The 20,336-nt window shown below is 53.2% G+C and carries 21 protein-coding genes and 1 riboswitch; of the genes, 11 read left to right on the top strand and 10 right to left on the bottom strand.

The window, feature by feature from the left end; translation table 11 throughout:
* Complete coding sequence (glgS, locus tag AC791_RS01905; protein ID WP_049838791.1) at nt 1-183, top strand: cell surface composition regulator GlgS; 183 nt, start codon at nt 1-3, stop codon at nt 181-183.
* A gap of 42 nt (nt 184-225) precedes the next feature.
* Here glgS and ubiK read toward each other — a convergent pair whose 3' ends face one another.
* The gene (gene ubiK / locus AC791_RS01900; RefSeq protein ID WP_049838790.1) at nt 226-528 is read right to left on the bottom strand and encodes a ubiquinone biosynthesis accessory factor UbiK; all 303 of its coding nucleotides are present in this window, start codon (nt 526-528) and stop codon (nt 226-228) included.
* A gap of 115 nt (nt 529-643) precedes the next feature.
* Nucleotides 644-792, top strand: a riboswitch (FMN riboswitch).
* Nucleotides 793-884: 92 nt separating this feature from the next.
* Between ubiK and ribB the strand changes: the two genes are divergently transcribed.
* Entirely contained in the window at nt 885-1,538 is a 654-nt protein-coding gene (gene ribB, locus AC791_RS01895; RefSeq protein ID WP_049838789.1) for a 3,4-dihydroxy-2-butanone-4-phosphate synthase, read from the top strand.
* 119 nt (nt 1,539-1,657) lie between these two features.
* Here the strand turns inward: ribB and zupT are convergent, their stop codons facing one another.
* On the bottom strand, nt 1,658-2,431 hold the full coding sequence (gene zupT, locus AC791_RS01890) for a zinc transporter ZupT (RefSeq protein WP_049838788.1): 774 nt from the start codon (nt 2,429-2,431) through the stop codon (nt 1,658-1,660).
* A gap of 194 nt (nt 2,432-2,625) precedes the next feature.
* Between zupT and ygiD the strand changes: the two genes are divergently transcribed.
* Complete coding sequence (gene ygiD, locus AC791_RS01885; RefSeq protein WP_049838787.1) at nt 2,626-3,414, top strand: 4,5-DOPA dioxygenase extradiol; 789 nt, start codon at nt 2,626-2,628, stop codon at nt 3,412-3,414.
* 111 nt (nt 3,415-3,525) lie between these two features.
* Here the strand turns inward: ygiD and AC791_RS01880 are convergent, their stop codons facing one another.
* The 3 genes from AC791_RS01880 to tolC all read right to left on the bottom strand — a co-directional run bounded on the left by AC791_RS01880 (nt 3,526) and on the right by tolC (nt 6,955).
* Complete coding sequence (locus AC791_RS01880; protein WP_049838786.1) at nt 3,526-4,686, bottom strand: glutathionylspermidine synthase family protein; 1,161 nt, start codon at nt 4,684-4,686, stop codon at nt 3,526-3,528.
* Nucleotides 4,687-4,691: 5 nt separating this feature from the next.
* Nucleotides 4,692-5,363 (bottom strand): DUF1190 family protein, encoded by a 672-nt coding sequence (locus AC791_RS01875; RefSeq protein ID WP_049838785.1) that lies wholly within the window; start codon nt 5,361-5,363, stop codon nt 4,692-4,694.
* 155 nt (nt 5,364-5,518) lie between these two features.
* The gene (tolC, locus tag AC791_RS01870) at nt 5,519-6,955 is read right to left on the bottom strand and encodes an outer membrane channel protein TolC (protein ID WP_049838784.1); all 1,437 of its coding nucleotides are present in this window, start codon (nt 6,953-6,955) and stop codon (nt 5,519-5,521) included.
* A gap of 204 nt (nt 6,956-7,159) precedes the next feature.
* On the opposite strand from tolC, the gene nudF reads away from it, so the two are divergent.
* Genes nudF through parE form a run of 5 tightly spaced genes read left to right on the top strand, consistent with a single transcriptional unit; the run spans nt 7,160 to nt 11,558 of the window.
* The gene (gene nudF, locus AC791_RS01865) at nt 7,160-7,792 is read left to right on the top strand and encodes an ADP-ribose diphosphatase (protein WP_049838783.1); all 633 of its coding nucleotides are present in this window, start codon (nt 7,160-7,162) and stop codon (nt 7,790-7,792) included.
* Nucleotides 7,789-8,211: a DUF1249 family protein gene (locus tag AC791_RS01860; RefSeq protein WP_049838782.1), complete on the top strand. Its 423-nt coding sequence runs from the start codon at nt 7,789-7,791 to the stop codon at nt 8,209-8,211. Before nudF ends, AC791_RS01860 begins: the two co-directional genes overlap by 4 nt.
* Nucleotides 8,212-8,235: 24 nt before the next feature.
* The gene (gene cpdA, locus AC791_RS01855; RefSeq protein ID WP_049838781.1) at nt 8,236-9,063 is read left to right on the top strand and encodes a 3',5'-cyclic-AMP phosphodiesterase; all 828 of its coding nucleotides are present in this window, start codon (nt 8,236-8,238) and stop codon (nt 9,061-9,063) included.
* Entirely contained in the window at nt 9,063-9,638 is a 576-nt protein-coding gene (gene yqiA, locus AC791_RS01850) for an esterase YqiA (protein ID WP_049838780.1), read from the top strand. Before cpdA ends, yqiA begins: the two co-directional genes overlap by 1 nt.
* Nucleotides 9,639-9,665: 27 nt before the next feature.
* Nucleotides 9,666-11,558 (top strand): DNA topoisomerase IV subunit B, encoded by a 1,893-nt coding sequence (gene parE / locus AC791_RS01845; protein ID WP_049838779.1) that lies wholly within the window; start codon nt 9,666-9,668, stop codon nt 11,556-11,558.
* Nucleotides 11,559-11,564: 6 nt separating this feature from the next.
* On the opposite strand, the gene AC791_RS01840 is transcribed toward parE, so the two are convergent.
* Nucleotides 11,565-12,449, bottom strand: a complete 885-nt coding sequence (locus AC791_RS01840) for a helix-turn-helix transcriptional regulator (RefSeq protein WP_049839054.1) — start codon at nt 12,447-12,449, stop codon at nt 11,565-11,567.
* Nucleotides 12,450-12,612: 163 nt separating this feature from the next.
* Between AC791_RS01840 and AC791_RS01835 the strand changes: the two genes are divergently transcribed.
* The 3 genes from AC791_RS01835 (at nt 12,613) to AC791_RS01825 (ending at nt 17,054) form a co-directional block, all read left to right on the top strand.
* Entirely contained in the window at nt 12,613-14,439 is a 1,827-nt protein-coding gene (locus tag AC791_RS01835) for a DUF2264 domain-containing protein (protein ID WP_049838778.1), read from the top strand.
* A gap of 150 nt (nt 14,440-14,589) precedes the next feature.
* Nucleotides 14,590-15,852 carry an oligosaccharide MFS transporter gene (locus AC791_RS01830; RefSeq protein WP_049838777.1) on the top strand — a complete coding sequence of 421 codons (1,263 nt, stop codon included), beginning with the start codon at nt 14,590-14,592 and terminating at the stop codon, nt 15,850-15,852.
* Between the two features lie 11 nt (nt 15,853-15,863).
* Nucleotides 15,864-17,054 carry a glycoside hydrolase family 88 protein gene (locus AC791_RS01825; protein ID WP_049838776.1) on the top strand — a complete coding sequence of 397 codons (1,191 nt, stop codon included), beginning with the start codon at nt 15,864-15,866 and terminating at the stop codon, nt 17,052-17,054.
* A 118-nt stretch (nt 17,055-17,172) separates the two neighbouring features.
* Here AC791_RS01825 and AC791_RS01820 read toward each other — a convergent pair whose 3' ends face one another.
* From AC791_RS01820 to qseB, 4 genes are all read right to left on the bottom strand, one after another.
* Entirely contained in the window at nt 17,173-17,487 is a 315-nt protein-coding gene (locus tag AC791_RS01820) for a putative quinol monooxygenase (RefSeq protein WP_049838775.1), read from the bottom strand.
* Between the two features lie 36 nt (nt 17,488-17,523).
* Entirely contained in the window at nt 17,524-18,105 is a 582-nt protein-coding gene (locus AC791_RS01815; RefSeq protein WP_049838774.1) for an NAD(P)H-dependent oxidoreductase, read from the bottom strand.
* 106 nt (nt 18,106-18,211) lie between these two features.
* Nucleotides 18,212-19,561 (bottom strand): quorum sensing histidine kinase QseC, encoded by a 1,350-nt coding sequence (qseC, locus tag AC791_RS01810; protein ID WP_049838773.1) that lies wholly within the window; start codon nt 19,559-19,561, stop codon nt 18,212-18,214.
* Nucleotides 19,558-20,217: a quorum sensing response regulator transcription factor QseB gene (gene qseB, locus AC791_RS01805; RefSeq protein WP_049838772.1), complete on the bottom strand. Its 660-nt coding sequence runs from the start codon at nt 20,215-20,217 to the stop codon at nt 19,558-19,560. The genes qseC and qseB overlap by 4 nt, the downstream gene beginning before the upstream one ends.
* Nucleotides 20,218-20,336 lie beyond the last annotated feature (119 nt).

Here is a 20,336-nt window from a genome sequence, read left to right as displayed (position 1 = left end):
ATGAACGAACAGGATTTGTACTCGGTACAGAACTTTGATTTTCTGGCGCGCAGTTTTGCCAGAATGCAAAGCGAAGGACGCCATATTGATATCAGTAACGTTACCGGAAATATGGATGAAGAGCATCGTAGCTGGTTTCGTCAGCGCTACGAGTTTTATCAACGTCAGGCGGTATGTGAATAAGCATCATGGCCCGGTACTGACCGGGCCATTTTTTTAGCGGATTTACTCTTGTGGATTAACCGGCGGAATAGCCGGAGCAGGTTTCACCGCTACCGCTTCGCCGGACGAACGGTTTTCCAGTTCGGTCAGTCGCTGTTCAAGCAGCGCCAGTTTCTCACGCGTGCGCAGTAATACCTGGGTCTGTACATCAAACTCTTCACGACTGATTAAATCCAGGCGAGTTAACTGCGACTGCAGCACCTGGCGGATTTTCTTTTCTACATCATCCCCGAAGTCCCGGATCCCCTTCGGCATCGATTCATGGACCTGGCGGGCAAGTTGTTCAATTTTTTTCGGGTCAATCATTGTCGTTTCCTGATTTGATAGGCTCTCTTTATTGTAGTTTGAGAACGCCACTCTATAAACAATTGTTTGAATTGAATGGATTGCCCAAAGTAGTTAACGGCGTTATAGTTGCTGTGATTATTCTCAGGGCGGGGTGTGATTCCCCACCGGCGGTAAATCGACTGTTGTCGAAAGCCCGCGAGCGCTTCCGGCGGTGCCGGAAGGTCAGCAGATCCGGTGTAATTCCGGGGCCGACGGTTAAAGTCCGGATGGGAGAGAGTGACGATCCAAAAGGCAATGGCCTGCGCACGTTATTTTTTTGACTCCTAAGTCTGCCCTGATTCTGGTAACCATAATGTTAATGAGGTTTTTTTACCATGAATCAGACTCTTTTTTCTTCTTTTGGTAACGCATTTGAGCGTGTAGAACAGGCTGTTGCTGCGCTGCGCGAAGGCCGTGGTGTGATGGTGCTGGACGACGAAAGTCGTGAAAACGAAGGTGACATGATCTTCGCCGCAGAAACGATGACCACCGAACAAATGGCCCTGACTATCCGTCACGGCAGCGGGATTGTGTGCCTGTGCATTACGGAAGAACGTCGCCAGCAGCTTGATCTGCCAATGATGGTTGAAAACAACACCAGCGCTTACGGCACCGGTTTCACCGTGACCATCGAAGCTGCTGAGGGCGTCACTACCGGCGTCTCTGCCGCTGACCGTATTACTACTGTCCGTGCGGCAAGTGCTGACAACGCCAAACCGTCCGACCTCAATCGCCCCGGCCACGTTTTTCCTCTGCGCGCGCAGGCGGGTGGCGTATTAACCCGTGGCGGCCATACCGAAGCGACTATCGATTTGGTGACGCTGGCAGGCTTTAAACCGACCGGCGTACTGTGCGAACTGACCAATGACGATGGTTCAATGGCGCGTGCGCCGGAGTGCATCAAATTTGCCCGCGAGCACAATATGGCCGTGGTGACCATTGAAGACCTGGTGGCATATCGTCAGGAACACGAGCGTAAAGCGGGTTAAGCGCGGTTCAGCCGGTTTGTCGTGCCCGGTGGCGTTTCGCTTACCGGGCGTACAAACTGTCGCAAATAGAGGCCGGGCAATCGCCGCCCGGCATATCGCCTCATTTAAGATAAAATCTGTCAGCCAAATCCAATGGCCTGCAGTAACACCAGGCTTAATCCCATCACCGACATTCCGCACAGCACGCCGTAACTCGGATTGTTATTCGGGTCTATCTCTTTTGCCAGCGGCATTAACTCATCCACTGACAGCGCCACCATAATTCCTGCGACAGCAGCCATAATCGCCGCCATCACTATCGGTGACATCATGCTGCCCAGAATCAACCATGCCAGCATGCCGCCTAAAATTTCGGCCAGCCCCGAGATCCCTGCCCAAAAAACCGCTTTGCCCCGCGAGCCCGTCGCCGCATACACCGGGCCGGCAACTGCCAGACCTTCCGGAATATTATGCAGCGCGACGGCCAGGGCAATACCAAAGCCCAGCTCCAGGTTGTTACTTGCCGTCACGTACGTGGCAACGCCTTCCGGGAAATTATGCAGGCTGATGCCCAGCGTCAGCAAAATGGCAGTGCGGCGGATTTTGTGCGTGGGCGGCAGGGAGCCGCCCTGCATCAGGTCCTGCGGATGGGAATGGGGAAGAAGACGGTCCAGGCCGTAGTAACCCAGCAAACCGGCGATAAACATGCCGTAGCCCAGCACTGGCGACATGTCCTGTGTTGACAGCGCAGCGGGTAACATCTCCATTAGCGAAATAAGCAGCATGATCCCGGCAGCAAAGCCGAGCGAAAACGCCAGTAAGCGGTTTGATGGCTTCTGACCCAGCACGCCGAGGATCGCTCCAATAAAGGTGGCTGCGCCGGCCAGCACGGTCAGAATAAGAGGGACTGACATTTGCTACTCCTTTGATAATGATTCTCATTCATAATAGAGGTATCTTCCATAATGTTCGAGAGGGCATACCCGGCCTTTAATAATCCTTACATTCAAATTTTCTGACGATCATCATCATGGTTATCTGAGTTTATCGGATGTAAAAAGAGCGTAATGTGGTGTTATCAAATTATACGCTTTGTAAGGATATCATCATGTCCCGTTCCCGTATGCCAGCTCTTTTTTTAGGCCATGGTAGTCCTATGAACGTGCTGGAAGACAACAAATACACTCGTGCCTGGCAGTATCTGGGTGAAACCCTGCCTCGCCCGAAAGCTATCGTAGTGGTTTCCGCTCACTGGTTCACGCGCGGCATCGGCGTCACGGCGATGGAAGCCCCGAAAACGATCCATGATTTTGGTGGCTTTCCGCAGGCATTATACGACACGCACTATCCGGCGCCGGGATCGCCTGAGCTGGCGCAACGGCTGGTAGAACTGCTTTCGCCCGTGCCGGTGGCACTCGATCGCGAAGCCTGGGGGTTCGATCATGGCTCATGGGGCGTATTGATCAAAATGTACCCGCAGGCGGATATCCCGATGGTGCAGCTGAGCGTCGACAGTACCAAACCTGCGGCCTGGCATTTTGAAATGGGCCGTAAGCTGGCTGCGCTTCGCGACGAAGGCATTATGCTGATTGCCAGCGGCAACGTGGTGCATAACTTGCGTACGGCGCGCTGGCATGGCGAAAACACGCCGTATCCGTGGGCATCGTCATTTAATGAGTACGTGAAGACGAATCTTACCTGGAAAGGAACGCCAGAGGATCATCCGCTGGTTAATTATCTGGATCACGAAGGCGGATCGCTGTCGAATCCGACCGCAGATCATTACTTACCGCTGCTTTATGTTCTGGGCGCATGGGATGGAGAAGAGCCGGTGACAATCCCGGTTGACGGGCTTGAGATGGGCAGTTTGAGTATGCTGTCGGTGCAGGTGGGATAACGTTACGCTGGTTTATTCGACGGGCGGGAAGGGGAGAGCTCGATTACACACCTGAACCGGATACCGGACAATCCCCTCTCCCTGAGGAGAGGGTGAGGGAGAAACGGCCACTCACTCGACAAAAATATGCGGATAAAAGCGTGACAGATCCTGAGTGATCAGGGCGCGATCTTCGCGAATACCGATGCCGGCAGGCCGATCGTTAATGAGCCAGCTACCAATTACCATATAGCTGTCAGCAAACTTTGGCAGCGGGTAAAACTGCTGGACGATCATACCTTCTTCACCGTACGGTCCTTCAACCTGCTCGACGGTTTTGCCATTTTCGACAATCGAAACGTTAGCCCCTTCGCGCGAAAAAATGGGTTTAACCACGAATTTTTCCATTGGCGGATGATCGTCTTCGGCAAAGTAAGCAGGCAGCAAGTTAGGATGATCCGGGAACATTTCCCACAGCATCGGTAGCAGCGCCTTATTGGAAATAATGCTTTTCCACGCCGGTTCCAGCCAGCGCACGCCAGCATCTTCCAGCTTGGTAGAAAACACCTCGCGCAGCATATATTCCCACGGATAGAGCTTAAATAGATTGCCGATGACCTGATCCTGCAAATCGGTAAACTGGCCTTTTTCGCCGAGGCCGATATCTTCGATATACAGAAAATCGGTGGCGATACCCGCTTCGGCGGCGCAGTCCTGGAGATACTGTACCGTACCGCGATCTTCAACCGTATCGCGACAGCAGGTCAGGTGCAGAAGCTGAAAACCGTGCTGCTCACGCAGTTCACCAAAGCGTTCGATCAGTTTTTCCTGAAGACTGTTGAACTGATCGCTGCCCGGCGGCAACTGGCCTGCCTGAAGCTGGTCTTCCAGCCACAGCCACTGGAAAAATGCGGCTTCATACAGCGAGGTAGGCGTGTCGGCATTATTTTCCAGCAGCTTAGGCTCACCGGTACCGTCCCACGCCAGATCGAGGCGTGAGTAGAGCGAGGGCTGATGCGTTTGCCAGGACTGGCGTACAAAACCCCATGTGTGTTTCGGAATGCGGAATTTGGTCATCAGCGCATCGCTGGCGATGACCTTGTCGACCACTTTCAGGCACAGCTGGTGTAGCTCTGCCGTAACGTCTTCCAGCTTGTCGACCTGAGCCAGCGTCAGTTTGTAATACGCTTCTTCGCTCCAGTACGGTTCCCCATACATAGTGTGAAAGTTAAAGCCAAATTCGGTGGCTTTTTCACGCCAGTTCGGGCGTTCAGTAATGCTGATCCTTTCCATGGCGATTAACCTCCCATTGATCGAGAGGAGCTGCCTGTTGCGCTGCTGCGCTGCATTGTAGACTGTTTAGCGACCGACTCACCAAAGCCGCCGCGGGTGACCGTAGAGGTGGTTGCCGGTTTTGGTGCCATCGCCGTTTTAGGCACCGTCATGCTGCGGCCCGGTTGCGCTGCGCCGTAATTTTTACCGCTGGCGTCGGTGTATTTTCCGTATGCCGGGCTGGACGGGTTGCGTGAGCTGAACAGCGGCTGCTGCGCAAAGCCGGCACCGCCGCCCATCAGACGACCCATCATATAGCCCGCCATCAGCGGCATCCAGATCCCGCCGCTGGACTGAGCCTGCGCCTGGTTCTCCGGTGCCATACCCGCCTGGGCCGGAGCCTGCTGGCACTGACCTTCCCCGAATTCAGCCACGCAATCTTCTCGCGTCGCGTATTTAGGCGCGGTACGTTCTGCTTCTTTTAGCGCATTATTATACGCGGTCGTACATTCCGCGCTCTTGCCCGGATTGGCCGAAGAACAGTCGTCAGCATTCATATAGGTAGAAACTGTTTCGTCACTTTTCTCGCAGCCGGCCAGCATAAAGACGGCCGTTACCGCAAAGGCTACAGGGGTAAGATGACGCGCGTTCCAGCTTTTGCGGAACGTGGCATGATTAATCGTTTTTGTCCGTTTCATATTTGTCTTCCTGGACCAGTGGTATTTAAGTAGTGAATAGTGCTCAGGATAGAGGATAGGCGGTCGAAAATGAAGCAAGAAGGGCGGATTAGCAGGGGATCTTTACGTTGCCTTACGTTCAGGCGGGGACTGGTCTCCCCGCCTGACAGAATAGCTTAACGGCGGACAGAAGCAGGTTGAACTGCCGTGCCGGAGTAACCGTCTGCACTGGCCACCTGAGAAGCGTCTTCTGGCGCGACGCTTTCTGGGGTCGTAGGCACATTTTTGCCCAGAGCGCTGTTAAGCGCAGCCAGATCCTGTTCATTCAGCGTACCCAGCGCATTTTTGACGTTGAGCTGATTGATCAAATAGTTATAACGGGCGCTGGAAAGTTGCTGTTTGGCGTTATACAACGTGGTGGTCGCATCCAGTACATCAACAATCGTACGGGTACCCACGGTGTAACCTGCTTCTGAGGCATCCAGAGAACTTTGTGCGGATATTACGGCTTGCTTATACGCATTGATGCTGCTGATTGAGGCATTGATGTTGTTATAAGAAGAACGAACATTTTGCACAACGCTGCGATGCGCACTTTCAAGCTGCTCGCTGGAACCGACGAAGTTGTACTGCGCCTGTTTTACCTGCGAGTTAACCATTCCGCCCTGATAAAGTGGCAGGGAGAAACTTAGACCGACCTGATTCTGGCCTGCGTTATTATCTTCATACTGCGCGCCGTTTACACCGCGCGTTTTTGAACCGTGATATGACGTGTCCGATACGCCCGATGAGGCGGTCAGATTCAGCGTAGGCAGATGACCATCCTGCGCCTGGCGAATCTGCTCGCGGGCCAGATCCTGACTCAGACGAGCCTGTAACAGCGTCAGGTTACGATTTTCTGCTTCTTTCAACAGGCCATTCACCGCCGACGGACGCGTCGTTTTAAAGGTATCAACATTCAGCGATGCCAGCTCAGGGTAGTAATTACCCGTCACCTGACGCAGAGATTCAACGGCATTATCAAGGTTATTACGGGCCGTCACTTCATTTGCCAGCACGGTGTCGTACTGTGAACGGGCGTTCTGCACGTCCGTAATGGCGACCAGGCCGACATTAAAACGCTGCGTGGTCTGATCTAACTGGCGATAAACAGCCTGTTTCTGCGCTTCGGTATAGGAGAGTGCATCAATGGCGCTTAATACGTTAAAATAGGCGGTAGCCGTGTTCAGGATCAGCGATTGCTGATCGGCCTGCCAGGTTACATCCTGAATACCCGCTGATTTTTCCTGGAGCGTCAGAGCACGCCATTTCGACATATCAAAAATGGTTTGCGTTAACTGTAATGAGGCGCTTTTTGACGTGGTATCAAGACCGTTGCTGTCGCGAAAACCATTGTTGTAGTTATAGTCTGCGCCCAGACCGAGCTGTGGCAACAAAGGGCTGCGCGCTTCATTGATTTTTTCGAATGCCGCATCGCGATCGGCTGCTGATTTACGCAGGTCCGGGTTGCTTAAACGGGCCTGCTGATAAACCTGTAGCAGGTTCTCTGCCTGGCTTACTGCGCTGAAGCCGGTCAGGCTCAGGCCGATAAGGATGGGGAGCAATTTCTTCATTTGCATTCCTTGTTGAGAAGCATTTTTATCGCTAAACAAATTCAAAAAATAATCGCCGATTGTAACAGAATCTGCCAGTCTAAAAGGTTGGCGTTATGTGCCATCTGACGTGAATGGGCACTAATCTACCATACAGTTCGTCAAACCGTAGTTAAACAGGTGAGAAATCCACAATTTCATCACTATTGTCATCCGGAGATAATCATGACCACACAAAATGGACTGACGGCAAATTATACAAAAAATGATGTAGAAATTATTGCACGTGAACCATTATATCGCGGTTTTTTTTCACTCGATCTTTATCGGTTCCGCCATCGCCTTTTTAACGGCGAAATGAGCGGTGAAGTGCAGCGTGAAATTTTTGAGCGCGGCCATGCTGCGGTATTGCTACCCTTTGACCCGGTACGCGATGAAGTGGTATTGGTTGAACAGATCCGCATCGCCGCCTTTGACACCAGCGAAAGCCCCTGGCTACTGGAACTGGTCGCCGGAATGATCGAAGAAGGTGAAAGCGTAGAGCAGGTCGCGCGTCGCGAAGCGGTGGAAGAGGCGGGGCTTGATGTCGGGCGGGTGAAGAAATTTATGAGCTATCTGGCAAGTCCGGGTGGCACCAGTGAGCGCCTCTCCTTAATGGTAGGGGAAGTGGACGCCACGACCGCAGAAGGGATCCACGGTCTGGCTGATGAAAACGAAGATATTCGGGTTCATGTGGTAAGTCGGGAGCAGGCTTATCAATGGGTTGAAGAGGGGAAAATCGACAACGCGGCGTCAGTGATTGCGCTGCAATGGCTACAGCTACATTATCAAGAGTTAATTAATGAGTGGAAAAAATGAAGCGTTATACACCTGACTTTCCCGAAATGATGCGCCTGTGCGAAACGAATTTTGCCCAGCTCCGCCGCCTGTTGCCGCGTAATGACGCGCCGGGTGAAATCGCATGTTATCAGGTGGCCAACGCGCAGTACCGGTTAACCATACAAGAATCTACCCGTTACACGACGCTGGTGGCCATCGAGCAAACGGCTCCTGCCATCAGTTACTGGAGCCTGCCCTCCATGTCGGTTCGGCTATATCATGACGCCATGGTCGCGGAAGTGTGTTCAACTCAGCAGATCTTTCGCTTCAAAGCGCGGTATGATTACCCGAATAAAAAGTTGCATCAACGCGACGAAAAGCATCAAATTAATCAGTTTTTAGCCGACTGGCTACGATATTGTTTAGCACATGGAGCGATGGCGATTCCGGTTTTATAGCGTCGTTAAACCTAAGGACACCATTTGGAAAGCCTGTTAACTCTTCCTCTGGCTGGTGGGGCCAAAGTGAAGATACTGCAAATTACTGATACTCACCTGTTTGCTGAAAAGCATGAGACGTTACTGGGTGTAAACACCTGGGACAGTTATCAGGCGGTGCTCGACGCGATCCACGCTGAGCAGCGTGAATGCGATCTCATCGTAGCGACAGGCGATTTAGCACAGGATCAGTCCGCTGCGGCCTATCAGCACTTTGCTGAGGGTATCGCAAGTTTTGCTGCGCCCTGCGTCTGGCTACCCGGCAACCATGACTTCCAGCCTGCCATGTACAGCGCGCTTCAGGAGTCCGGGATTTCGCCCGCAAAACGGGTATGGATCGGCGATCGCTGGCAAATCCTGCTGCTCGACAGCCAGGTGTTCGGCGTGCCGCACGGGGAGTTGAGCGAGTTTCAGCTTGAGTGGCTGGAGCGTAAATTAGCTGAATCCACCGACCGGCATACCCTGCTGCTGCTTCATCATCATCCGCTGCCGGCAGGATGCGGCTGGCTCGATCAGCACAGCTTACGCAACGCGCAGGAGCTGGATAACGTTCTGGCGCGGTTCCCCGGAGTGAAGTCCATGCTGTGCGGTCATATTCATCAGGAGCTGGATCTCGACTGGAACGGCCGCCGCATGATGGCAACGCCCTCTACCTGCGTCCAGTTTAAGCCGCACTGCTCCAACTTCACCCTGGACACGGCTGCGCCCGGCTGGCGCTGGCTTGAATTACACGATGATGGTTCTCTGGTAACGGACGTGTGCCGTTTACAGAGCACGCAATTTAGCCCCGATACCGCTTCTGAAGGATATTGATGTCTACGCTTCTCTATCTGCACGGGTTTAATAGCTCGCCGCGTTCCGCAAAGGCCACGGCGCTACAGCACTGGCTGGCCGAACACTATCCGGACATTGAGATGGTGACGCCGCAACTGCCCGCGTTTCCGGCGCAGGCGGCGGAACTGCTGGAATCCCTGGTGCTGGAACTGGGTGGTGAGCCGCTGGGCATTGTAGGTTCTTCGCTCGGTGGCTACTACGCTACCTGGCTGTCGCAATGTTTTATGGTGCCTGCCGTTGTGGTTAACCCTGCGGTTCGTCCTTTTGAACTGTTAACGGATTACCTGGGGCATAACGAGAATCCCTACACCGGCCAGCAATATGTGCTAGAGTCACGCCATATTTACGATCTTAAAGTCATGCAAATTGACCCGCTCGAAGCGCCGGACCTTATCTGGCTGCTGCAACAGACCGGGGACGAGGTTCTTGATTACCGTCAGGCGGTTGACTATTTTGACGCCTGCCGCCAGACCGTTGAAGAGGGCGGCAATCATGCCTTTGTGGGCTTTGAAGATCATTTCACACAGATTATCAATTTTCTGGGCCTGCGCTAAGCAGCCAGAGCGACCTACGAAAACACCATGACGCAATCATATAACGCTGATGCCATTGAGGTACTTACCGGGCTTGAGCCGGTTCGCCGCCGTCCGGGAATGTACACTGATACAACACGGCCTAACCACCTGGGCCAGGAAGTCATTGATAACAGTGTGGATGAAGCACTGGCAGGCCACGCTAAACGCGTGGATGTCATTCTCCATGCCGATCAGTCGCTGGAGGTCATTGATGATGGCCGCGGTATGCCGGTGGATATTCACCCGGAAGAGGGTGTTCCGGCAGTCGAACTGATCCTTTGTCGCCTGCACGCGGGCGGCAAGTTTTCCAATAAAAACTATCAGTTCTCCGGTGGCCTGCACGGCGTCGGCATTTCCGTCGTTAACGCCCTGTCGAAGCGCGTGGAAGTCACGGTTCGCCGCGACGGTCAAGTGTACCGGATTGCGTTTGAAAATGGCGAAAAGGTTGAGGAACTGAAAGTGATCGGTACCTGCGGAAAACGCAATACCGGCACCAGCGTCCATTTCTGGCCGGATGAAAGCTTTTTCGACAGCCCGCGTTTTTCCGTCTCCCGCATGAGCCACCTGCTGAAAGCTAAAGCGGTGCTTTGTCCGGGGGTTGAAATCAACTTTAAAGATAACGTCAATAATACCGAGCAGCGCTGGTGCTACGAAGATGGCCTTAACGACTATCTCTGTGAAGCAGTAAACGGCCTGCCGGTACTGCCGGAAAAACCGTTCGTTGGCAATCTGTCTGGCGAGACCGAAGCCGTCGAGTGGGCGCTGCTGTGGTTACCGGAAGGCGGTGAACTGTTAACCGAGAGCTACGTTAACCTGATCCCGACCATGCAGGGCGGTACGCACGTTAACGGCCTGCGTCAGGGGCTGCTGGATGCAATGCGCGAATTTTGCGAATACCGCAATATTCTGCCGCGTGGGGTAAAACTGTCCGCAGAAGATATCTGGGATCGCTGTGCGTACGTACTGTCGGTTAAAATGCAGGACCCGCAGTTTGCCGGGCAGACTAAAGAACGTCTCTCGTCGCGCCAGTGCGCCGCATTTGTCTCGGGTGTAGTGAAAGATGCGTTTAGCCTGTGGCTAAATCAGAACGTGCAGGCCGCAGAAATGCTGGCTGAAATGGCCATCTCCAGCGCCCAGCGTCGCCTGCGTGCGGCCAAAAAAGTGGTGCGTAAAAAGCTGACCAGCGGTCCGGCGCTGCCGGGAAAACTGGCAGACTGTACCGCACAGGATCTTAACCGCACCGAGCTGTTCCTGGTCGAGGGTGACTCGGCGGGCGGCTCTGCCAAACAGGCGCGGGATCGTGAATATCAGGCGATCATGCCGCTGAAGGGAAAAATCCTTAACACCTGGGAAGTCTCTTCTGACGAAGTACTGGCCTCGCAGGAAGTACACGATATTTCGGTGGCTATTGGTATCGACCCGGACAGCGAAGATCTGAGCCAGCTGCGTTACGGTAAGATTTGTATCCTCGCGGATGCTGACTCCGATGGCCTGCACATCGCAACGCTGCTATGCGCCCTGTTTGTGAAGCATTTCCGTACCCTGGTAAAGCATGGACACGTCCACGTTGCGCTGCCGCCGCTCTACCGTATCGATCTGGGTAAAGAGGTCTATTACGCCCTGACGGAAGAAGAAAAAGCGGGCGTCCTGGAACAGCTTAAGCGCAAGAAGGGGAAACCTAACGTTCAGCGCTTTAAAGGGCTGGGTGAAATGAACCCGATGCAGCTGCGTGAAACGACGCTCGATCCTAACACGCGCCGTCTGGTGCAGCTGGTAATAAGCGACGAAGACGATCAGCGTACTAATGCTATGATGGATATGCTGCTAGCGAAAAAACGTTCTGAAGATCGCCGCAACTGGCTACAGGAAAAAGGCGATTTAGCCGATATCGAAGGCTGATACGTCTTATGTCAGGCCTTGCTCTCTGGCGGGTCTGACGCACGTTTTATGCCGCTTACGATACTGTAGCGGCGTCTCGCCAATCCCTTTGCCGAAAGCGCTGATAAAGTACGTCACATCCGAAAATCCTACCTGCCTGGCAATCTCCCGCACGCTTTTATCGCTGTGTAACAGGGCTTCACAGGCTTTGCGCAGCCGCAGCGTATTAAGATGATCAAGAATGATCTCCCCCGTTTCATAATGAAATCGCCGTGAAATATAGCTTTTGGATTTGCCCAGCGCATCCGCCAGTGCCGCAAGGCTGAATTTGCGCGTGTAATTCTCATCAAGCCAGAACATTACCTCGCTGGCGATGCCCGTCCGGGTGCCTGTCAACGTGTCGTTATCTTCAGGCAACAGGCTAAATAAACTCAGTAACAGGCAGGAAACTTGCTCAGCGCTCAGAGGCTTTAGTGAGGCTATTTTTTCATAACGACTGAAAAGAAAATCCACATGTGAATGGATCTCTCGCGCGTCGACTACCCAGGCTTCACCTCCCCGCACGGACAGATTTTGCAAACGCCGCTGACTCAGCGGGAAATCACGCAGAACTTTCAGAACGGCATGTTGATCGAGATGAATAATGGTTCGCCGATAGCTGTCCTGTGCCTGCTCATCGACCATGATTTTATGCAGCTTAAACGGAGGGAAAAAGAATACCCGGCCCGGACGCAGCGTGTATTGCTTATGATCGACAATCACGACCCCGTAACCCTCCTCCACATACAGCACCTCCAGACACTGATGCCAGTGATGATAGCGAACCGTATTGGCGAAAAGTCGGCTGAACGACGCCAGGGTATCGTTCAGGGCAATCGGCTCCAGACGTTCGGTGTTCCAGCGATCGGCCATAGACAACCAAATTAAATTTTTAGCCAGGGTATCTGCAAAATAAACCACTATTTTAAATTTCCTCAACAGGAGGTTTAATTAAATAGCTCAGTTGTGATGCGGATAACATTTCTGCGTCATGGCGATTCTTTATGCTTTAGCCACTTTCGGGGAGGACCAACTGATGGCTACGGCAACAGAAGAAAAATCAATATCATTGTCTTCACGCGACGACGTTACCGCCGCGCTGATGTCCATGTTAGACGCGCTGGATAAGCAATTTCCTGCGGGTAGCGCGCAGTTTTCGCTGGGTAATACCTGCGCGCATTACGACGCGTCAATCGCCAATATGGAAGGATTGTCACGCGCATTATGGGGCCTGTTTCCCCTGCTGGCCGGCGGCGGTGAAATACCACTGAGTCAGAAATACACGGATGCCATCAGGCTGGGTACCGACCCGCAAAGCGCGCAATACTGGGGCGATACCGGGCCTTACGATCAGCGGCTGGTCGAAATGGCGGCCTACGGGCTGGGACTGGCGCTGTTACAGGATAAGCTGACCCGCGTGTTTACTCCCCGCGAGCAGGAAAATCTGCATCGCTGGCTGGATCAAATCAGCGGTGCCGAAATGCCCGACAGTAACTGGAACTATTTTGCCATTATGGTGCAGCTCGGCTTTAAACGCGCTGGCCTGCCGTGGGATCGCGAGGCGGTCGAACGCCGGTTCACGCAAATGGAGGCCTACTACCTCGGTGATGGCTGGTACTCAGACGGTCCCGGGCGTCCGAAAGATTATTATATTTCGATGGCCTTCCACTTCTACGGTCTGATCTACGCCACGCTTAATGCCGAAGACGATCCTGACCGGGCGGCCGTATTGCGTGAGCGCGCACGCTTCTTTGCGCAGGATTTTATCTATATGTCTGCCGCCGATGGCGCATCGGTCCCGTTTGGCCGAAGCCTGACCTACCGTTTCGCGATGGTGGCATTCTGGAGCGCAGTCGCTTTTTCCGGGCTGGACATCCTTTCTCCGGGGGAGATCAAAGGCGTGATCCTGCGTCATCTGCGCTGGTGGCTGAAGCAGCCTATCTTTGATCGCGATGGTATTTTGACTCTCGGCTTTACCTATCCCAATCTGGCGATGTGCGAGGATTATAATTCGCCCGGTTCACCCTACTGGGCGCTAAAGGTATTCCTGATCCTGGCCCTGCCCGCAGAGCATCCTTTCTGGCAGGCAAAGGAAAGGGCGCTCCCGCCGCTGGCTTCCACGCGCGCAGTGCCGCACGCCCAACAGATCCTGATGCACAGCGAGCAGTCACAGCACGTGGTAATGCTGACGTCCGGACAGCTGGAACTGAATAACTACGTTAATACCGAGGCCAAATACACCAAATTTGCCTACTCCAGCCGTTTTGGATTCACCATCGAGCGCGGACGTTACGGGATCAAACATGCAGCCTGCGACAACATGCTGCTATTAAGCGAAAACGACGACTATTTTCGCGGTCGCCGCGCCTGTGACGCCGTGCAGGTCGATGCTGACTTTATCTTCTCACGCTGGTCGCCCTGGCAGGATGTGCATATTGAAAGCTGGCTTATCCCGTGCGGAGAGTGGCATCTGCGTATTCACCATATCGACAGCGGCCGTAGTTTGAGCAGTGTGGAAGGCGGTTTTGCGGTAATTAACGCGGTACCCCGGTTAACCGACGGCGGCTGCCTGATCCCGGCGATGAACGGGACCAGTGCGATCCGCTGCCTGGCTCCTGCCGCGAAGCGTCGGGGCGACTGTATTGTCACGCCGCCCAACAGCAGCATTATGTTTGCCGAATGCGCCGCGATCCCCGTCTTGCGCGGTGAGATCCCGGTGGGCGAGAGCTGGCTTTACAGCGCGGTGGGGGCAAGCGTTAACTCACATCATACCTTTGAAAACGTGCCGGACCTGGTTGTAGATAACCAGCAGATAATAGTGACCGATCCCGCAACCGGCAAACGAGTGATGATTGCGCGGTAGTCAGTGTTGAACGGCTTGTAGCGCGAAGCAAAAAATTATCCCGCATACGGACAGCCCTCCCTCAGGGAGAGGGCTGGGGTGAGGGTGTTCAGACCCGATATCACATCAACAGATTAATTTACTGTTTAATCTTCTTTCGTCGAGGAATGTATGGAAAATACGTCAACGAAAAACAGATCTGAATATTACAAAATCAGCGCCTTTATTTTTATCTACTTTTTTACATGGTCTGCAAGCATCGGTCTGCTGGCGATTTGGCTGGGGCAAAAAGCAAATTTAAGCGGAACGGAAATAGGCACCGTATTTGCGGTTAACGGCGTGTTCTCGGTGATCCTCAAACCCATCTATGGTTATATTCTCGATAAAATCGGGATGAGTAAATATTTGCTCTATTTCGTTGTGGTGATGTCAGCCTTAATGGCCCCGTTCTTTATTTATATCTACCAGCCGTTATTAATCTCTAATACGCTACTCGGTATTATTATTGGGGCTATTTATTTAAGCTTCGCCTGGTATGCCGGGGTCGCGGCCTGTGAATCCTATTCAGATCGCTTTAGCCGCCTTAACGGAATGGAATTTGGCCAGATCCGTATGTGGGGATCGCTTGGCTGGGCGGTGGCCTCCTCCTTCTCGGGGCTGCTGTTTAATCTCTCCCCGGCGTATAACTTTATACTCGGCAGCGTCGCGTCGGTGATTATGCTTATCGTACTTATTAGTCTGAAAGTGAATGTTAACTCGGCTCAGGCGAGTGAGGTCCTGACGACACAAAAAATTGTGCCGGCCGATGTCTGGCTGCTGCTGAAAAGCCGTAAGTTCTGGGCATTCTGCCTTTATGTTGCCGGAGTGGCATGGATGATGTTTATCGCCGAGCAGCAATTCTCACGCTATTTCGTTACCTTCTTTGATGACGTTCATCAGGGCAATGCTATCTTCGGTTATTTGGGTACGGTGCAGTCCGGAATGGAATTTATCATGTATATGGTGATCCCGTTCTTCGTCAATGCCATTGGTGCAAAACGTGGCCTGCTGCTGGTGGGTGTGCTCGTGGGGGCGCGTCTGATTATTTCCGGTCTGTGTGATTCGCACCTGCTGATTTCCGTTCTTAAACCGCTTTATGGTCTGGAGATCTGCCTGCTGCTGGTATCAGTATTTAAATATATCGCCGAGCATTTTGATAAGCGTGTTAATGCAACTATGTATTTATTGGGCTACCAGGCAATGCTGTATGTCGGCAATGTCGTGGTCTCTTCTCCGGCCGGAATAATGTATGACCGAATTGGCTTCGAGCATACCTACGTCATTATGGGCGCGATAGCGCTGTTCTTTACGTTTATTTCTGCTTTTACGCTTTCTGCCTGTCAGGTGCAAAGGCGAACTAAATATGATGTCGTTGAAAACAGTACTGCTAAATAAGGAACCGAAATATGTTAAGCCAAATCATTGAGGAAAGATTACCTGAATGTCCGGATGCACCGGTAGATCCACAGGCGCTGACAGACCAGTTGAGTACTGCACGTCATCACGTCCTCGAATTGATTCGCCGCCATTTAACGCAATTCGGTGATAAATTTCCGGCAGAGGCGTGCGTAAAAGGCCACTATCCGCTGACGGATAATGTAGAGTGGACCACCAGTTTCTGGACCGGACAGCTCTGGCTGGCGTGGGAAATGAGCGGTGAGACGTTATTTCGTCAACAGGCAGAAAAGCACGTACGTTCATTTGGCGTGCGTATTGCCAGCCGCCACGATACCAGTACGCATGACCTGGGCTTTTTATACACGCTTTCCTGTATGGCTGCCTGGCGACTGACCGGCAATCGGGAGGCGCGAGGCTTCGCATTACAGGCGGCAGACGCGCTACTGGAACGCTATCATCCAAAAGCACATATCATTCAGGCGTGGGGCGATCTCAACGATCCTGAACTGGCCGGACGGATGATCATCGACTGCAATATGAACTTGCCGCTGCTGTACTGGGCGACGGAGCAGACGGGCGATCCGCGTTACGCAGAGGCGGCGAAAGCGCATGTGATGCAGGCAGCGAAATATCTGATCCGTCCGGATGCCTCCACCTTCCATACGTATTATATGGATATTGTGACCGGCGAGGCGCGCTACGGTAATACTCAGCAGGGCTATGCCGATGATTCCTGCTGGGCGCGCGGGCAGGCATGGGGCATTTACGGCTTCCTGCTGAGTTATCTGTACACCGGCGATAAAACAATGATCGCCTTATCCAGGCGGCTGGCGAACTATTTTCTCAACCGGTTGCCGGAAGACGGCGTTTGTCACTGGGATCTGGCGCTGGTGGGTACTGATGCGCTGCGCGACTCGTCAGCGGCGGCCATCGCGGTGTGCGGGCTACTGGAACTGGTAAAACAGTTGCCGGTGACCGATCCGGATCGCGAAACCTACCAGCAGTGGGCGCTGAAAATTTTCTCTTCTCTGACGCAGGATTATCTGACTGGTCTGAACGAGCCGGGAAACGGTTTACTGAAGCATTCGGTTTATCATCTTGCCAGCGATAAAGGCGTTGATGAGTGCTGTAGCTGGGGAGATTATTTTTACGTCGAAGCGCTGATGAGGATCACCCAAAGCTGGAAGCTATACTGGTAATGCTGCCCGGTGGCGCTGTTGCTTACCGGGTCTGCGAAGGGTATGTGACGTATTGATACCGGTGATTTGTAGGCCGGGCAAACGCAGTGCCGCCCGGCATGTACAGCACAGCGATTAACTAGACGCCCTGCTCCAGAATACGGATATGGGTTTCCAGCACGTCGCCTTTTACCGCTTCGCCGTAGGCCTTCATATGCGCAGTCTGCAAATGTGCTTCCAGATGAGCGACGCTTTCCCACTGCTCCAGCATAATGATGGAATCCGGCGCGGTGGCCTGGAAACTCACGCCGGCAGCATGGTCGACCAGCGGGGCGTAACCGTGGCAACCTTCTTCCTGAAGCACCGTCGGGATAATCTTCGCAAACTGGTCCAGCACCGCCTGACGATGATGATTGCCTGGACGGGTACGGATTTCTGCAATAACTGTCAACATGATGTACTCAACTCCTTGTGCAATTAATCCTCACATTTAACCAAAAATTGCCGCCAGATGCTTGCGATATTCTGCAATATCGCGAGGAACATCGGGAAGTTTTATCACGTCGTTAGCAATAAAGGTGGGCAACGGCTCGAGGGCCAGGAACTGGTTGGCTTTATGGAACGACAGATAAACGCCGTCCACCCCGACGCCGTGGAAAAACTGTTCTGGATCGGTGAATGCCTCCATCGGAGCGTTCCAGGTCAGGGAAAGCATGTATTTTTTACCGTGCAGCAGACCGCCGGAACCATATTTTTTACTGGCGTCAGAACGGGTGCGACCATCGCTGGCGTACAGCGAACCGTGTCCTTCCGTAAAAACATCATCGATATATTTCTTCACCGTCCACGGTGCGCCCATCCACCAGCCCGGCATTTGCCAGATAATCGTGTCGGCCCACAGGAAGTTTTGCACTTCCTCTTTCACGTCGTAGTCATCCTCTGCGCGAACAACACGTACCGCATGGCCCGCATCGCGCAGATAGCTTTGTGCGACATCGGTCATGGTGTCATTTAACTGGCCGTTAGAATGGGCGAATTTTTTCGCGCCGTTAATAATCAGAATGTTACTCATTATAGGTTCCTGGTAAATTGCATTTGCCCGGTATATTACGCCAGCAGACAGGGCAATAAAATTAGCAAAATGTGCAAAGACTTTTGCTAAAAACGCAATAATGTCGTTACCAGCCGATCTGAACCTTAAAGCCGCCATCTGAGGCATGATCAAAAGCCACGGACATCTGATGCAATGTAGCAATACGCTGGACGATTGACAGCCCCAGTCCGCTTCCCGGCTGATCCTGACCGGGCGGACGGTAAAAGCGCTCGCCGAGGCGTGCCAGCGTCGCGTCATCAACGCCCGGGCCGTTATCCCGTATCGTAAAACTGCGGCTGCACAATGTGATATCAACCTGGCTGCCTGGCGGGCTGTAACGGACCGCGTTATCAAGCAGGTTACGCACCAGCAGGCTCAACAGAAGCGGCTGACCAACGAAGGTAACGTTATCGGCATCACGATGCAGCCTGACCTCGACGCCCGCCTGATGCGCCGGATGATAAATATCCATCACGGCAGATTGCAGCAGATCTGCCATGGATAACGACTGTACGTCGTCGAGATTGGCCAGCGAATCCAGTCTTGAGAGGGTAAGAAGCTGGTCAACAAGCCGGGTAGCACGGTCGATGCCCACATGCAGTTGCAGCAGGGCTTTTTCCCGCATTTGCGGATCGTCTTTAGCCAGTTGCGCGACGTCGGTTTGTACTTTTAGCGCGGTCAGCGGGCTGCGCAGTTCATGGGCGGCATCGGAAGTGAATTGACGCTCGCGGATCATCATCTCATGAGTGCGTGAAAACAGATGGTTGAGCGCATCGACCAGCGGGCGCACTTCGCTGGGAACGCCTTTGATATCCAGCGAATCTGCCGTCTCCGGCGCGCGGCGACGCAGGGTATGCGTGAGCTTTTTTAACGGTCGCAGTTCGCGGCTTAATAATACCACCAGCAGCAACAGCATCAGCGGAAGCGCGACCAGCCACGGGGTCAACTGTGAGGTAATGATTTTTAACGCCATCTCCTCGCGATACTCCCACTCCTGGCCCACTACAATGCGGTAACGTTTATCCGGGGTGGTCAGCCAAAGAAAACGCCACGTATCGTCATCGGTGGTCAGATAACCGTCTTCAAAGCCGTCCTGATGATAGGTAAACGGAATATCGCGACCGTTTTCGCCGTCGTGGAGCACCATTGCCCCTTCCGCGGTATAGATGGTGAAAGCCATGACATCATCGTCATAGTGGCCATTTTTGACTTTTCGCGAGGCCACTAACGGCGGCTGCGGCGAGCGGATCTCGTTGAAATCCATGGCGCTGATGCGTCGGGCAAACTGCAATTGCTGGGTATCAAATAGAGTGTTGAGTTGCTTGATGGTTTGATGCCAGGCCACCACGCTGGCACAAAGCCAGGCGGTCACTGCCAGCAGTAAAAACAGCAGAGTCAGCCTGAGACGCAGGCTCAGGCGCTGGGTAAATATCATGCATCACCTAATGTGTAGCCAATACCGTGAACGGTTCGGATAAAGTCGCTGCCAAGCTTGCGCCGCAAATGGTGGACATGCACTTCAACGGCATTGCTCGAGACTTCATCGTCCCATGAATAGAGTTTTTCTTCGATAAGCTTGCGCGGCAGCACCCGGCCGATATTGCGCATTAATAACTCCAGCAGCGCAAACTCTTTTGGCTTGAGGGCGAGTGATTCACCGGCAAGCGTTGCCACCAGGCTACCGGGGTCGAGAGTGACATCGCCGTGGACCAGCATGCTGATGGATTTTCCGTGAGCGCGGCGGATCAGCGCCTCAAGGCGGGCGGCCACTTCGATTAAGGCAAAAGGTTTACACAGGTAGTCATCCGCGCCAAGACGCAGCCCTTCTATCCGCTGTGCCAGCGCATCGCGGGCAGTAAGAATAAGTACCGGCTCACCGTGCTGTTTCTCACGCCATTCGCGCAGGATCTCCAGTCCGTCAATGCCGGGCAGGGTGAGATCGAGAATAACGGCATCATAGGGCGCGCTGTACACCGCCGATCGACCCTCTTCACCGCCGGTAAACCAGTCCAGGGTAAATCCCATCCGCGTCAGCCCGGCTTTTAAACCATCGCCGATCAGTTTGTCATCTTCTATCAGCAAAATACGCATCAGACACTCCTTGTTAAACTCTGCGTCTGTATCATCAGACGTTCTCATCCTGAACGGCAAATTATATTTCATCCGCTTAAGAAGTTGTTAAGTATTACACTGTTTAATGAAGATGAAAT

The sequence above is a fragment of the Klebsiella sp. RIT-PI-d genome, assembly GCF_001187865.1.
Classification (GTDB): domain Bacteria; phylum Pseudomonadota; class Gammaproteobacteria; order Enterobacterales; family Enterobacteriaceae; genus Superficieibacter.
The sequence above is the reverse complement of the archived record's forward strand: the minus strand, read 5'-3'. Positions and strand labels throughout refer to the sequence as shown.